Here is a 12,853-nt window from a genome sequence, read left to right as displayed (position 1 = left end):
GTCAGAGCGGGGTTGCGACGATATCGGCGGGGCGCAACTGCGCCGCCCCGCTGCCCACCACCCGGGCGACGACATAGCCGTCAAGCAACACCAGTGCGGCCTGTTCGTCATCCTCAAGGGTATGCTCCACGCGGATGTCGGGCGGCAGCGGCGCGCCCGTGGCATCGGTGGCGGGCTGATAGGCAATCTCGATCTGCTCGGCGCCGGGGGTGAAGGCTTCGATCAGCACCGGGTCGTCAGTCGCGGCCTCGTCGGGGTCGGTCGCCGTCTCCGCGTCATGCGGTGCCGGGCTGTCCTCTGCAGACGGGTCTTCGGGCAGAAGGCTGATCTGTTCCGGGGTCAGGTCGGGCAGGTCATCGAACCGCGCCACTTCCAGCCCGTCCAGCCAGACCACCGACCCCGTGCCGTCTTCGGTCGGATGCACTGTCAGCTCGGGCACCAGAGGCTCTCCGGTGTCGGGGTCGAGTGCGGGCAGATAGGCCAGTTCGATGCTGGTCGCGGCGGGGGCGGGCTCTGCCGGTTCCGCAGCCAGGTCTTCGGCCGGATCATGCAGGGCTTCGGCAAGGTCATCCTCGGGGGCAACGGCCTCTGGCGCCGCCGCATCTTCGTCCGGCACCTTGTCGGCCGGGTCCGGTTCCGGCGTTGCTGCCTGTGCTTCGGAGGGCGCTTCGGGGGGCGGCAGCATGGCGAAACTGTTCGAGGGCAGTTGATCGAACACCACTTCGCCCGAGGTCAGGAACCAGGCAAGGTTGTCACGGTCGGCGGCAAGGCTGTCTTCGTCGTCATGGTGACTGCCATCAGACAGCAAATGCGTTGCGTTCTGGTCCGCAGCACCACTGTCGGCGCGGCTTTCATCGTCGTCATCGCTGCTGCCACCGCTGTCCAGCGCAAAGGTGACGCCCATGGCGCCCAGAAACAGCAAGAGATTGGTGACCAGTGCGAAGTCCATCAGGCAAATTCCGGCGCGTTGTTCCGCAAAAGCAGACAATCGGTCTAATTCCATATAATTGCGGTGCAATCATGGCGCGAACGGGGCTTGTGCCGCCATGCCTGACCCGCGGCAAGGGCGGCAAAAGGTGCGGCGGGCGGGTGCCGCTTGGTGCGGGGCTTGGCAAGGCGCGCCCCGCGCGTGTAAGACAGGGGCAAACATGGAGAGCCGGCTTTGAGCAATACCGACAGCTTCATCGACGAGGTCACCGAAGAGGTGCGCCGCGACCGGCTTTTCGCGGCTTTCCGCAAATATGGCTGGATCGGCATTCTGGCCGTGGCGCTGGTCGTGGGCGGTGCCGCGTGGAACGAATGGCAGAAATCGCGGGCCGAGGCGCGGGCCGAAGCCTTTGGCGACAGCCTTCTGGATGCGCTTGACCTTGGCGGTCCCGCCGAACGCCGCGCCGCGATCGAGGCGGTTCCGGCCGATGGCGGGCAGGCGGCGCTCAAGGCGCTGATGCTGGCCTCGGACCCGACCGAGGACAAGGCGGGCACGCTGGCGGCGCTCGACAGCCTTCTGGCCGATTCGACGCAGCCGCAGCTTTACCGCGACATCGCCGCGCTGCGCCGTGTTCTGGCGGCGGGCAGCGACATGGCGCTGGCCGAGCGGCGCAGCCTGCTTGCCGGTATTGCGGCACCGGGCCGTGCCCTGCGTGTGCTGGCCGAAGAGCAGCTTGCCTATCTCATGATCGAAGAAGGCAAGAAGGACGAGGCGATTGCGGCCCTTGCCGCGCTGATGCAGGATCAGGAGGCGCCTTCGGCTCTGCGCGCACGCGCGGGTCAGGTGATCACCGCGCTGGGCGGCACGCCGCCCGAGGTGAAGACGCCGGGGCAGGATCAGGGCTGAAAGGCCGAATGACGGATCGGGAAGGGAGCCACCTGTTGGGCAACTGGTCGAAAAGGCTTGGGATCGCGGCGCTGCTGGCGGGCACGGCTCTGGCCGGTTGCGAAAAGGACGTGATCCTTGAGGGCGAGCGCTTCCCGGTGCGCGCACCGCTGGAAGATTCTGTCGCGGTCGAGGGGCAACCTGCGCCGGTCGCCGCCGATCCGAAGGCGGGCTATGGTTCGGCGCCGATCTCGCTTCCGGGGCAACAGGCCAATGCCGACTGGCCGCAGCGTGGCGGCAATGCCGCCCATACCGGCCTGCATGGCGCGCTGTCGGCGGCGCCGGTGCGGGTCTGGTCGGCTTCGGTCGGCGCGGGCAATGCCAAGCGCGCCCGGGTGACGGCGGCGCCGGTGGTGGCGGGTGGCCGGGTCTTTGCGATGGATGCGGGCAAGCGGGTGGTCGCCCTTGGCCTTGGCGGCGCCCTGCAATGGGAAGCCTCGCTGCTGCCCGAGTTTGATAGCGGCAGCGACGTGGTCGGCGGCGGGCTGGCGGCGGCGGGTGGCAGCGTTTTTGCCAGCACCGCCTATGGCGAGGTGATCGCCTTTGACGCCGGCACGGGCGCGGTGAAATGGCGCCAGCGGCTGGATGGGCCGGTGGCGGGCGCCCCCTCGGTTGAGGGTGGCACGGTTTATGTCGTGGCGCGCGACGGCACCGGCACGGCGCTGGACGCTGCCAATGGCAAGATCCGTTGGCAGGTGACGGGCGTGCGCTCCGGCTCGGGTGTGATCAGCCCGGCGGCGCCTGCGGTGACGGGCGATGCGGTGATCCTTCCCTTCGCCTCGGGTCAGGTGATGGCGGTTGCGCGTGAAGATGGCGCGCGGCAATGGCTGGGCGCCGTGGCCGGGCAACGCAACGGGCGCGCCTATGCCGGCGTCGGCGACGTGACGGGCGATCCGGTGATTGCAGGCGGCGTGGCCTATGTCGGCTCCGCCTCGGGGCGGACGGTGGCGATTGGTGTCGCCGATGGCAAGCGGATCTGGACCGCCACCGAAGGCGCGATGAACCCGCCTCTGGTGGTGGGCGGCTCGGTCTTTGTCGTGAATGACGAGGCGCGGCTGGTGCGGATGGATGCCGCCACGGGCGACGTGATCTGGGCCACCGACATGCCCTATTACGACAAGGAAAAGGTCAAGAACCACAAGGCGATCACCGCGCATTACGGCCCGGTTCTGGCGGGTGGGCGGCTGGCGGTGGTGTCGTCGGACGGGCAGTTGCGGCTGTTCAGCCCAGTGGATGGCAGCCTGATCGGCGGCGCGGAAATTCCGGGTGGCGCGGCTTCGGCCCCGGCGCTGGCGGGGGGGATGCTGCTGGTGATGGGCGGCAACGGGCAGATTCACGCTTTCCGCTAGACCCGTTCCGCTGTAAGGGGGGCGCTTGCCTTCCCCCGCCCGGGGGCAGGCCCAAGTGACGGATCGAGAAGATGAGCTTTACCCTTGCCATCGTGGGGCGCCCCAATGTGGGCAAATCCACCCTGTTCAACCGGCTGGTGGGCCGCAAGCTGGCGCTGGTCGATGACCAGCCCGGCGTGACGCGCGACCTGCGCGAGGGCGATGCCAAGCTGTTCGATCTGCGCTTTACCGTGATCGACACGGCGGGCTTGGAAGATGTCACCGACGACAGCCTTCAGGGCCGGATGCGCCGCCTGACCGAGCGTGCGGTGGAAATGGCCGATGCCTGCCTGTTCGTGATCGACGGCCGTGCCGGTGTCACGGCGGCGGATGAGGTTTTTGCCGACATCCTGCGCAAGAAGAATGCCCGGGTCTTCCTTGCGGTGAACAAGGCCGAGGGCAAGGCGGGCGACAGCGGTGCGCTGGAAGCCTATTCGCTGGGGCTGGGCGAGCCGATCCGCATTTCCGCCGAACATGGCGAGGGGATGGACGACCTTTACCGCGAGCTGAAGCCGCTGGAAGGGGAGTTCGCGGCGCGTGAGGCCGAGAACACGCCGGAAACCGACCTCGACATCACCGAGGAAGAAGCCGAGCTTGAGGCCGATGAAGAGGCGCACAAGCCCACCGCAAAAAAACCGCTACAAATCGCGGTAATCGGGCGGCCCAATGCCGGAAAATCGACGCTGATCAACAAGATCATCGGCGAGGACCGCCTGCTGACCGGCCCCGAGGCGGGCATCACCCGCGACGCCATCTCGGTCCGGTCGGACTGGATGGGAACGCCGGTGCGGATTTTCGACACTGCGGGGATGCGCAAGAAGGCCAAGGTCACCGAAAAGCTGGAAAAGCTGTCAGTGGCCGATGGCTTGCGCGCCGTGCGCTTTGCCGAGGTGGTGGTGGTCCTTTTGGACGTGGAAATTCCGTTTGAGGTGCAGGATCTGCGCATCGCCGATTTCGCCGAGACCGAGGGGCGGGCGGTCGTCGTCGCGGTGAACAAATGGGATCTGGAAGACGAAAAGCAGGAAAAGCTGGCCGAGCTGAAAGAGATGTTCGAACGTCTCTTGCCGCAGTTGCGCGGGGCGCCGCTGATCACCGTATCAGCCAAGACCGGCCGCGGTCTTGACCGGCTGCATGATGCGATCCGCAAGGCGCATGACGTGTGGAACCGCCGGGTGGCGACGGCGCGGCTGAACTCGTGGCTGGGCGCGATGACCGAGGCGCACCCGCCGCCGGCGCCGGGCGGCCACCGCATCAAGCTGCGCTATATCACCCAAGCCAAGACGCGGCCGCCGGGATTTGTCATCAAATGCTCGCGCCCCGAGGAATTGCCGGAAAGCTATAAACGCTATCTGGTCAACGGCTTGCGCGAACATTTCGACATGCCGGGCACGCCGATCCGGTTGTTCTTCCGCAGCCAGGGCAATGAGAATCCGTGGAAGGAACGCAAGTTCCACACGCCTTCGCGCCTGCGCAAGCACAAGGAAAAGAACACGGGCGAATAGCAGGGCCGGTCAGCGCCGCAGCGCCAGAACCGCCAGCACCAAAGCTGCGGCAAGGGCGGCGCCGGTGACAAGGGGCAGGGTGCCGCCGTTGGCCACGGCGATGCCGGTCAGCGCCCAGATCACGGCGGCGCTGTAAAGCGGCTGGCGCGGGGTCTGGCCTTGCACCCATCCGGTAACGGCAAGGGCCACTGCGATCATTGTCAGCGCCGCGGCACTGTTGGACAACAGGCCATAGCCCGCCAGCATCACGCCGACCGAAACCGCGCTTGCCGCCGTCAGCCAGCCGGCAAACAGCGCCAAAGGCGCCGACAGCAGCCAGAAATCCTGCGCTGGCCGCGCGCGGAGCAAGGCCAGAACCGCAGCCGCCGCCATCAACAGGATCACCCCCGTCGCCACGAGCGGCTGAAACAGCGCCAGCGCGATCCAGCCGCTGCCCAGAACCAGCGCCGCGATCAGGGGCAGGCGCGGGCGCTGCCAGTCCGGGTGATCGGCCCGGGCGATCAGGCCAAAGGCGGCATTGCCGATCAGGCCCAGATAGATCAGCCCCCAGATGGCAAAGGCATAGCCGGTAGGCTGCACCGCCGGTCGGTCGATCTGCACCGGAAAGGCTGCGGGATCAAAGCCGGTGAAGGGCGCCGAAAGATAGGGCGCCACGGCAAAGGCCAGAGTGGCCAGCAACAGAAGGAATGCGGTTTTCATGCCCCTTCTACGCGCACCGACGCTTGCCGGATCAGTCGCGGGCGGGGGGCCGGGGGCTGCTGCCCCCGGCCCGGGCGATCACTCCAGAACGCCTGCCGCCGAAATCCGGGTCTTGCCGCCCAGATAGGGGTGCAGCACCGCAGGCAGATCAACCGAGCCGTCGGCCTGTTGCCCGTTCTCCAGCACCGCGATCAGGCAGCGGCCCACCGCAAGGCCCGAGCCGTTCAGCGTGGCCACGAACTCCGGCTTGCCGCCGCCCGCAGGGCGGAACCGGGCGTTCATCCGGCGGGCCTGAAACTGGCCGCAGGTCGAGACGCTGGAAATCTCGCGGTATTTATTCTGGCCGGGCAGCCATGCCTCAAGATCATGGGTCTTCTGCGCGCCAAAGCCCATGTCTCCGGTGCAAAGCACGATGGTCCGGTAAGGGATGCCCAGCTTTTGCAGGATGGCCTCGGCACAGACCGTCATCCGCTCATGTTCTTCCAGCGCGGTTTCGGGGGTGCAGATCGTCACCATTTCGACCTTTTCGAACTGGTGCTGGCGCAGCATTCCCGAAGTGTCCTTGCCCGCCGACCCCGCTTCGGAGCGGAAGCACTGGGTATGTGCCGTCATGCGGATCGGCAGGGCCGCCGCCTCAAGCACGTCGCCCGCGACCGAATTGGTCAGGGTGACCTCCGAAGTCGGGATCAGCCACCAGCCGTTCGTGGTCTGATAGCTGTCTTCGGCGAATTTCGGCAGTTGGTTGGTGCCATACATCGCCTCTTCCTTGACCAGAACCGGGGTCCAGGTTTCGGTCAGGCCATGCTCTTCGATATGGGTGTCCAGCATGAACTGCGCCAGCGCGCGGTGAACGCGGATCACGGCACCTTTCAGCACCACGAAACGGCTGCCAGAAAGCTTGGCTGCGGTTTCGAAATCCATCCCCGGTTTCACGCCCGCGATGTCGAAATGTTCGCGTGGGGTGAAGTCGAAGTTGCGCGGGCTGCCCCAGCGGCGGATCTCCACATTGTCGTCTTCGTCGCGGCCATCGGGCACCTGATCCAGCGGCAGGTTCGGAATGGTCATCAGAAGGTCACGCAGGCGCGCATCCTCATCGCCCGCTTCGGCGGTCAGCCGGGCAACCTCGGCCTTCTTCTCGGCCACAAGGGCGCGCAGGCGTTCAAACTCGGCCTCATTGCCGCTGGCCTTGGCGGCGCCCACCTCTTTCGAGGCGGCATTCTGCGCGGCTTGTGCGGTTTCGGCAGCCAGAATCCGGGCACGGCGGCTTTCGTCGATCGCCAGCACCTCGGCGGCGACGCCCGACAGACCGCGGCGCGAGAGAGCCGCCTCAAAGGCGGCGGGGTTGTCGCGGATCGTGCGGATATCGTGCATCATTGCCTCCGGTCTTCGGTTTCGCGGGCGTTATGCCGCATTTGCCCGCCCGGGAAAAGACCAGACGCAAACGGGCGCCCGAAAGCGGGCGCCCGTTTGTCCGTGAGGGAGGACGGCGATTACGGCGTCACGCTGGCCAGATACAGGCTGGTCAGTTCGGCCAGCGAATAATCCGCTGCATTCACCCGCAACGAGGCCGCCAGTTGCGCCTTGCCCTCGCTCGCTTCGCCGACGCCGCCGCGGATGTCGCGGTTGCGGCCCGAAGTGTAGAAGGCGGCCACATCGGCATTCTTCGCCTTGCGGGCGCTGTCGATGATCGACAGTTCGGTCAGGCTGTATTTCGCCGGATCAAGCCCCAGATTGGCGGCAAGCTGGGCGCTGCCCGGGGTCACGCTGTCGGCCAGGGCCGCGCGGTTGCCGCCCTTGACATAGAGGTTGACGGTGTTGGCGTCGCCGTCGCGCAGCGCCTGGTCGATGATGTTCAGTTCGGTCACGCTGTAGGCATCGGCGTTCAGGCCCAGCTTGGCGGCCAGTTGTTCGGCGGCGGGGCTGGCGGCATGGGCGGCCAGAGCAGAGGTGCCAAGGGCCAGAGCGGCAGCGGCAAAAGTAAAGCGGTTCATTGTTCTTGTCCTTTTCGGTTTCAACTCTCGGCGGGTTTCCTGCGCCGGATGAGAGGGAAATGGACCTGACAAGCCCCGGACATAAGCCGCGTTTTGCCGAACGGATCGTTCGATGGGATCGAACCACTTCTTGCGACGGAAGTCTTGACTTCATCCGTATGAACGCACAATTCGCGCGTATGGGCATCGGGAGTGTGCGTCAGTGGACATATCTGTCATGCAGAGTTTCGTGGCCGTGGTCGAGGAAGGCAGCTTTTCGGCGGCGGCACGGCGGCTGGGCCTGTCGAAAAGTCTGACCAGCAAGCGCATCTCGGATCTTGAGGCGCTGTTGGGCGTGCGGCTTCTGACCCGCTCGACCCGCTCGGTTTCGGCCACGGGGGCGGGCAGCGATTATTACCAGCGGCTCAAGGGCATTCTGGGCGATCTGGAGGCGGCGCATCAGGCGGTGCGCCAGCAGGGCGACCGGCCGGTGGGCCATCTGAAGCTGACGGCGCCCGTCACCTATACCCGCCGCGTGCTGCAACCGGCGCTGACCCGCTTCATGCGGGAATATCCCGAAGTCATGCTTGAAGTGGTGCTGGACGACGGCCACCGCAATCTGGTCGAGGAAGGGTTCGATGTGGCGGTGGTCGGCGGCGTGCTGGAGGATTCCAGCCTTTACGCCCGACGGCTGCGCGGCTCGCGGGTGCATATCGTGGCGGCGCCCGACTATCTGGCGCGGATGGGCACGCCGCAAACCCCGGCTGATCTGACGGGCCACCGCATCCTGCATTACACCAATCTGCGCCGGGGTCAGTCCTGGCCCTTTTCCTGCGGCAAGGAAATCCACCACCAGAAGATCGAGCCGGCCTTTGCCGCCAACAATGGCGACATCATCCATGCGACGGCGGTGGACGGCTTTGGCATCGCCTTCCTGCCCGAGTTCCTGATCGAGGACGATCTGGCTTCGGGGGCGCTGGTGCCGGTGCTGGCGCCCTTTACCCTGCCGGAATTGCCGATGCATCTGGTCTATCCGCACCGCAAACATGCCAGCGCCGCGCTGCGGGCCTTTCTGGACCTGATCGCAACCGAAATGGCGCCCTGAAGGTCACTCCGCCGCGCGGGCCACCTGCCGTGCCTGCCGCCGCGCCAGCCCCTGCCGGTCGGCGGCCAGATGGCGGGCGGTGTCCGCCATGGCGGCCAGCCGGGCACCAAAAAGGGCGCGGCAGGTGGCCATCGCGGCCGCAACCGGCGGGTGCGACAGCGCCGTGTCCATCACGGCGCGCAGGGCGGGCAGATGGCGCAGGATGCGGCTGTCTTCGCGTTCGTTGCGGTTATAGCGGTTGAGATAGACCTCACCCAGCCTTGCATTGGCGCCATCAGCGCGCATCCCGTCGCCGCGCTGTCGTTTCAGCGCCACCCGGTCCAGCGCCTTGGTGGCATAATGGTTGACCTGCGCCAGATCATGCGCCGCCATCCCCTCGGGCAGTTCATATTCCGGCTCGCCATTGCGGGCGCGGCCATGGGTAAAGCTTGCCGGCAGCGGCGCACCGCCGCCGTTGAGCAGCAGGACCGGCGGCGCCTTCTGGTTGGGCTTCCAGACTGGGCGGTGGATGTAAAGGCTTTCGATCCGTTCATCCATGCGGAACAACGTCTTGACCGTGCGGTGCTGCGCATAGGCGAGGCCGGCGGCGCGGGTGAAACTCTCGGTCACCAGCCCCGGCGGGCTGAGGTCATGGCCGCTGTCGCCGAAGATGCGCCAGCTTGCCGCCATGCCCGCCGCCCCTTGCGCCGTCAGAATCCCGGTCAGATCCTGCACGCGGGCTGTCGGGCTGTGGACCAGCAGAAATTCGTCGGCATCCAGCCACATCACCCAATCGGCCTTGCGGACCGCGGGGCAGGTGAAGGCCAGATTGCCGGCCCATGTCTGTGGCGCCACGCCGGGCGGCGGGCTGTGGCGGTGATGCGTCAGCCAGCCGATGCCCTCCAGCGCGTCGAGCAGCCCGTCCGAGCCGTCGCTGCAATCGTTGGAAAAGATCACGATGCGGTCGAAACCGATCATCCGGTGCCAAGCCAGCCATTCCAGCAGGTCGGGCCCCTCGTTCTTGACGGCCGACAGCAGGCAATGCGCGCTCATCCCGCCTGCCGCAGCTCTTGCAGATCGGCCAGATGGGTGACCCATGCCCCCACTTCGGCCAGACGGGCGGCCTGCCGGGCGGCGGTGGCCTGCCAGAGGGCGGCAAGCGGGCGATCATCCAGCGCCTCGGCCATGACATCGCGCAGCGCGGGCAGGTGGCGGGCGGCGCTGTGGTCTTCCTCTTCGTTGCGGTCGAACCAGCCCAGATAATCGGCGCCAAAGCGGTCTGCCGTTGCCCCGGGTATCAACCCGTTGCCGCGCCCCCGTTTTAGCGCCAGCCGGTCCAGCGCCTTGACGGCATAATGGTTGACCTGTGCCAGGTTCCAGCCTTGCTGCCCCTGTCCCAGCATGTCGCGCGGGCGGCCGTTCTTCTTGGGCGAGAACAGGAACCGGCTGTTGAGCGGCCGGCCCCGGCTGCCCAGCACCCGCGGCTCTGACCCCGGCTGCCAGAGCGGGCGGTGAATGCCCAGGGCGGCGATCTGCGGCCCGTTGCGATAGAGCGTTTTCACCGTGCGCGAAAAGGTATCCTCAAGCGGGGCGCTGCGGCGGAAACGGTCCACCGCCAGTTGCCCCGGCTGGGTCTGGCGGAACCCCGAAGAGCCGAACACACGCCAGTTCACCGCCATGCCCACCGCCCGGCCCATATTGGCCAGAAGATCGGCCAGACCGCCGCGCCCCGGATGCACCACTAGAAACTCGTCGGCATCCAGCCACATCGCCCAACTGGCCCCGGCGCGTTGCGGGTCTTGCAGCGCCAGACGGGCCACGTTGTCTTGCGCCGACAGGCCCGCCGGTGGGGTATGGCGGTGATGCGTCAGCCAGCCCATGGCCGCCAGCCGGTCCAGCATCAGGTCCGAGCCGTCGCTGCAATCGTTGGACCAGACCACGATACGGCCAAAGCCGATCATCCGGTGCCACGCCAGCCATTCCAGCAGGTCGGGGCCTTCGTCCTTGACCGCCGTCATCAGACAGGCATCGGGCACGACATCGGGCAGGGGCATCCGGCGTATCCTTGTTAATGTTGATGAAACATTAACGTGGGCCGTGCCGCATTGCATCCCCGGCGGCGACAATCGCTGCAAAGTGGGGCAATCGAGTCACGCCTGCCGGCCAGACGGACGCGCACAACCGCGTGATCTGGCCGGTAAGGACAGGGGGCAATCCCGTGGCCGGGCCGCCGTGCCTTGCCTATCCGGCGCAGCGCCTATAGTGTCCGCGCCGGATTCAGGGGCCAGAGGGCCCCCTCGCAGAGAGGTTGCCCATGTTCATCACTCCCGCCTTCGCCCAGACCGCAGGTGCCGCTTCCGGTGCCGGATCGGCCTTTGCCTCGTTCATGCCGCTGGTTCTGATCTTTGCGATCATGTATTTCCTTCTGATCCGCCCGCAGCAGAAGAAGATGAAGGATCTCAAGGCCATGGTCGAGGCGCTGCGCCGCGGGGATCAGGTTCTGACCGCCGGCGGCATCATCGGCAAGGTCAACAAGGTCAACGAAGACGGCACGGTCGAGGTTGAAATCGCCGACGGCGTGCGCGTCAAGGTGATGAAGCACACCATCTCTCAGGTTCTGAACAAGACCGAACCGGCCGTCGCGGCCTGATCCCCGGAACACCACCATGCAGCAGATGCCGCTCTGGAAGCGCCTTGTCATTCTGGTCCTGTGCGGCTGGGGTGCCCTTGCCGCGCTGCCGAATGCCTTTTACACCGATGTCGAGCGTCACAATGACGCCGCCAAGGAAATTGCGGCGGCTGGGGTGGCCACCGAGGAACAAAGCGCCGATCTGGCGCTCTGGCCCGAAATCCTGCCCTCGGCACTGATGAACCTTGGCCTTGACCTGCGGGGCGGGGCGCATCTTCTGGCCGAAGTTCAGGTGGGCGATGTCTATGCCCAGCGGATCGACGCGCTCTGGCCCGAGGTGCGCGACGCGCTGCGCGACCTGCGTGACGAGGTTGGTTCGGTCCGCCGTCAGCCTTCGGTGCCCGGCGTGCTGCGGGTGGCAATCTCCAAGCCCGAGGGCATGGCCGCCGCCTTGGCCAAGGTCAAGGCGCTGGCGCAGCCAGTGGTTTCGCTGACCGGGGTCGGTTCCACCGATATCGAGGTGCTGGCAGAGGGCGACGAACTGGTCGTGCAACTGTCCGAAGCCGAACGCGCCGCGACCGATACCCGCACCATGCAGCAATCGCTGGAAATCATCCGCCGCCGCGTGGATGAGGTGGGCACCCGCGAACCGACGATTCAGCGGCAGGGCGCCGACCGCATCCTCATTCAGGTGCCGGGCATCGGTTCGGCTGCCGAACTCAAGGATCTGATCGGCACCACCGCCAAGCTGACCTTCAACGCCGTGATCCGCTCCACCACCGATGCCGCCGCCCAGCCCGGCGCGCGTCAGCGGCTGGTTTCGGACATGGAGGAGAAGGGGCTTTACTACATCATCGAAGATACCGCCGTGGTGACGGGCGAAGAGCTGACCGATGCGCAGCCCGCCTTTGACCAGAACGGCAAACCTTCGGTCAACTTCCGTTTCAACCCCACCGGCGCGCGCAAGTTCGGCGATTATACCGCCGAAAACATCGGCAAGCCCTTTGCCATCGTGCTGGATGATCAGGTGATTTCCGCCCCGGTGATCCAGAGCCACATTCCCGGCGGTTCTGGCCAGATCACCGGCAATTTCACCGTGGAAAGCTCGACCAACCTTGCGGTTCTGCTGCGGGCGGGCGCGCTGCCCGCCAAGATGACCTTCCTTGAAGAACGCACCATCGGCCCCGAACTGGGGCAGGATTCGATCGACGCCGGCAAGACCGCCGCCTTGGTCGGCATGGTTCTGGTCGTGGCCTATATGATTGCCTCTTACGGCTGGTTCGGCACCATGGCGGTGATCGCGCTGACCATCAACCTGATGTTGCTGATTGCCATCCTGTCTACCATCGGCGCCACGCTCACCCTGCCGGGGATCGCGGGGATCGTGCTGACCATGGGGATGGCGGTGGATGCCAACGTGCTGATCTACGAACGCATCCGCGAGGAACTGCGCGAAGGCAAATCGCCCGGCCGCTCCATCGAGCTTGGCTTCGAGCGGGCCTTCTCCGCCATCATGGACTCGAACGTGACGGCGGTTATCACCGGCCTGATCATGTTCTTCATCGGCTCGGGCCCGGTGCGGGGCTTTGCGGTGACGCTGCTGATCGGCATCATCACCTCGATGTTCACCGCGGTCTATGTGACCCGCTTCATCGTCGAAACCTGGATGGCCTGGCGCCGTCCCAAGGACATCGTGGTCTGAGGAGTA

The 12,853-nt window shown here is 66.3% G+C and carries 12 protein-coding genes; 6 read left to right on the top strand and 6 right to left on the bottom strand.

Going from position 1 to position 12,853, the window contains the following annotated elements; genetic code table 11:
- Nucleotide 1: 1 nt before the first annotated feature.
- Nucleotides 2–949, bottom strand: coding sequence for a hypothetical protein (locus tag HS053_RS11730; RefSeq protein ID WP_174211427.1), 948 nt, complete (start codon nt 947–949; stop codon nt 2–4).
- Between the two features lie 213 nt (nt 950–1,162).
- On the opposite strand from HS053_RS11730, the gene HS053_RS11725 reads away from it, so the two are divergent.
- The 3 genes from HS053_RS11725 (at nt 1,163) to der (ending at nt 4,763) form a co-directional block, all read left to right on the top strand.
- Nucleotides 1,163–1,834, top strand: coding sequence for a hypothetical protein (locus HS053_RS11725; protein ID WP_174211426.1), 672 nt, complete (start codon nt 1,163–1,165; stop codon nt 1,832–1,834).
- Between the two features lie 8 nt (nt 1,835–1,842).
- Complete coding sequence (locus HS053_RS11720; protein WP_174211425.1) at nt 1,843–3,222, top strand: outer membrane protein assembly factor BamB family protein; 1,380 nt, start codon at nt 1,843–1,845, stop codon at nt 3,220–3,222.
- A 71-nt stretch (nt 3,223–3,293) separates the two neighbouring features.
- Complete coding sequence (gene der / locus HS053_RS11715; protein ID WP_174211424.1) at nt 3,294–4,763, top strand: ribosome biogenesis GTPase Der; 1,470 nt, start codon at nt 3,294–3,296, stop codon at nt 4,761–4,763.
- 9 nt (nt 4,764–4,772) lie between these two features.
- On the opposite strand, the gene HS053_RS11710 is transcribed toward der, so the two are convergent.
- The 3 genes from HS053_RS11710 to HS053_RS11700 form a co-directional block, all read right to left on the bottom strand.
- A complete protein-coding gene (locus HS053_RS11710; RefSeq protein WP_174211423.1) occupies nt 4,773–5,462 on the bottom strand; it encodes a hypothetical protein in 690 nt (229 codons plus the stop codon).
- A gap of 78 nt (nt 5,463–5,540) precedes the next feature.
- Entirely contained in the window at nt 5,541–6,833 is a 1,293-nt protein-coding gene (gene serS, locus HS053_RS11705) for a serine--tRNA ligase (protein ID WP_174211422.1), read from the bottom strand.
- A gap of 119 nt (nt 6,834–6,952) precedes the next feature.
- On the bottom strand, nt 6,953–7,453 hold the full coding sequence (locus HS053_RS11700) for a hypothetical protein (protein WP_174211421.1): 501 nt from the start codon (nt 7,451–7,453) through the stop codon (nt 6,953–6,955).
- Nucleotides 7,454–7,655: 202 nt separating this feature from the next.
- On the opposite strand from HS053_RS11700, the gene HS053_RS11695 reads away from it, so the two are divergent.
- Nucleotides 7,656–8,537: a LysR substrate-binding domain-containing protein gene (locus HS053_RS11695; protein ID WP_174211420.1), complete on the top strand. Its 882-nt coding sequence runs from the start codon at nt 7,656–7,658 to the stop codon at nt 8,535–8,537.
- Nucleotides 8,538–8,540: 3 nt separating this feature from the next.
- On the opposite strand, the gene HS053_RS11690 is transcribed toward HS053_RS11695, so the two are convergent.
- Together HS053_RS11690 and HS053_RS11685 are read right to left on the bottom strand one after the other, a co-directional pair.
- Nucleotides 8,541–9,569 carry a glycosyltransferase family 2 protein gene (locus HS053_RS11690; RefSeq protein ID WP_174211419.1) on the bottom strand — a complete coding sequence of 343 codons (1,029 nt, stop codon included), beginning with the start codon at nt 9,567–9,569 and terminating at the stop codon, nt 8,541–8,543.
- Nucleotides 9,566–10,570: a glycosyltransferase family 2 protein gene (locus HS053_RS11685; protein ID WP_174211418.1), complete on the bottom strand. Its 1,005-nt coding sequence runs from the start codon at nt 10,568–10,570 to the stop codon at nt 9,566–9,568. The genes HS053_RS11690 and HS053_RS11685 overlap by 4 nt, the downstream gene beginning before the upstream one ends.
- 260 nt (nt 10,571–10,830) lie before the next feature.
- Here HS053_RS11685 and yajC point away from each other — a divergent pair, with 260 nt between their 5' ends.
- Together yajC and secD are read left to right on the top strand one after the other, a co-directional pair.
- A complete protein-coding gene (gene yajC / locus HS053_RS11680; RefSeq protein WP_174211417.1) occupies nt 10,831–11,166 on the top strand; it encodes a preprotein translocase subunit YajC in 336 nt (111 codons plus the stop codon).
- A 16-nt stretch (nt 11,167–11,182) separates the two neighbouring features.
- Nucleotides 11,183–12,847 carry a protein translocase subunit SecD gene (secD, locus tag HS053_RS22335; RefSeq protein ID WP_241699831.1) on the top strand — a complete coding sequence of 555 codons (1,665 nt, stop codon included), beginning with the start codon at nt 11,183–11,185 and terminating at the stop codon, nt 12,845–12,847.
- Nucleotides 12,848–12,853 lie beyond the last annotated feature (6 nt).

The sequence above is a fragment of the Tabrizicola fusiformis genome (genome assembly GCF_013328815.1).
Taxonomy (GTDB): Bacteria; Pseudomonadota; Alphaproteobacteria; order Rhodobacterales; family Rhodobacteraceae; genus Fuscibacter.
The sequence above is the reverse complement of the archived record's forward strand: the minus strand, read 5'-3'. Positions and strand labels throughout refer to the sequence as shown.

Excerpts from the sequence above, each read along its gene's own strand:
- HS053_RS11710 (WP_174211423.1), bottom strand. The coding sequence starts at position 5,462 with ATGAAAACCGCATTCCTTCTGTTGCTGGCCACTCTGGCCTTTGCCGTG.
- der (WP_174211424.1), top strand. The coding sequence starts at position 3,294 with ATGAGCTTTACCCTTGCCATCGTGGGGCGCCCCAATGTGGGCAAATCC.
- yajC (WP_174211417.1), top strand. The coding sequence starts at position 10,831 with ATGTTCATCACTCCCGCCTTCGCCCAGACCGCAGGTGCCGCTTCCGGT.
- HS053_RS11720 (WP_174211425.1), top strand. The coding sequence starts at position 1,843 with ATGACGGATCGGGAAGGGAGCCACCTGTTGGGCAACTGGTCGAAAAGG.
- secD (WP_241699831.1), top strand. The coding sequence starts at position 11,183 with ATGCAGCAGATGCCGCTCTGGAAGCGCCTTGTCATTCTGGTCCTGTGC.
- HS053_RS11690 (WP_174211419.1), bottom strand. The coding sequence starts at position 9,569 with ATGAGCGCGCATTGCCTGCTGTCGGCCGTCAAGAACGAGGGGCCCGAC.
- HS053_RS11730 (WP_174211427.1), bottom strand. The coding sequence starts at position 949 with ATGGACTTCGCACTGGTCACCAATCTCTTGCTGTTTCTGGGCGCCATG.
- HS053_RS11685 (WP_174211418.1), bottom strand. The coding sequence starts at position 10,570 with ATGCCCCTGCCCGATGTCGTGCCCGATGCCTGTCTGATGACGGCGGTC.
- serS (WP_174211422.1), bottom strand. The coding sequence starts at position 6,833 with ATGCACGATATCCGCACGATCCGCGACAACCCCGCCGCCTTTGAGGCG.
- HS053_RS11700 (WP_174211421.1), bottom strand. The coding sequence starts at position 7,453 with ATGAACCGCTTTACTTTTGCCGCTGCCGCTCTGGCCCTTGGCACCTCT.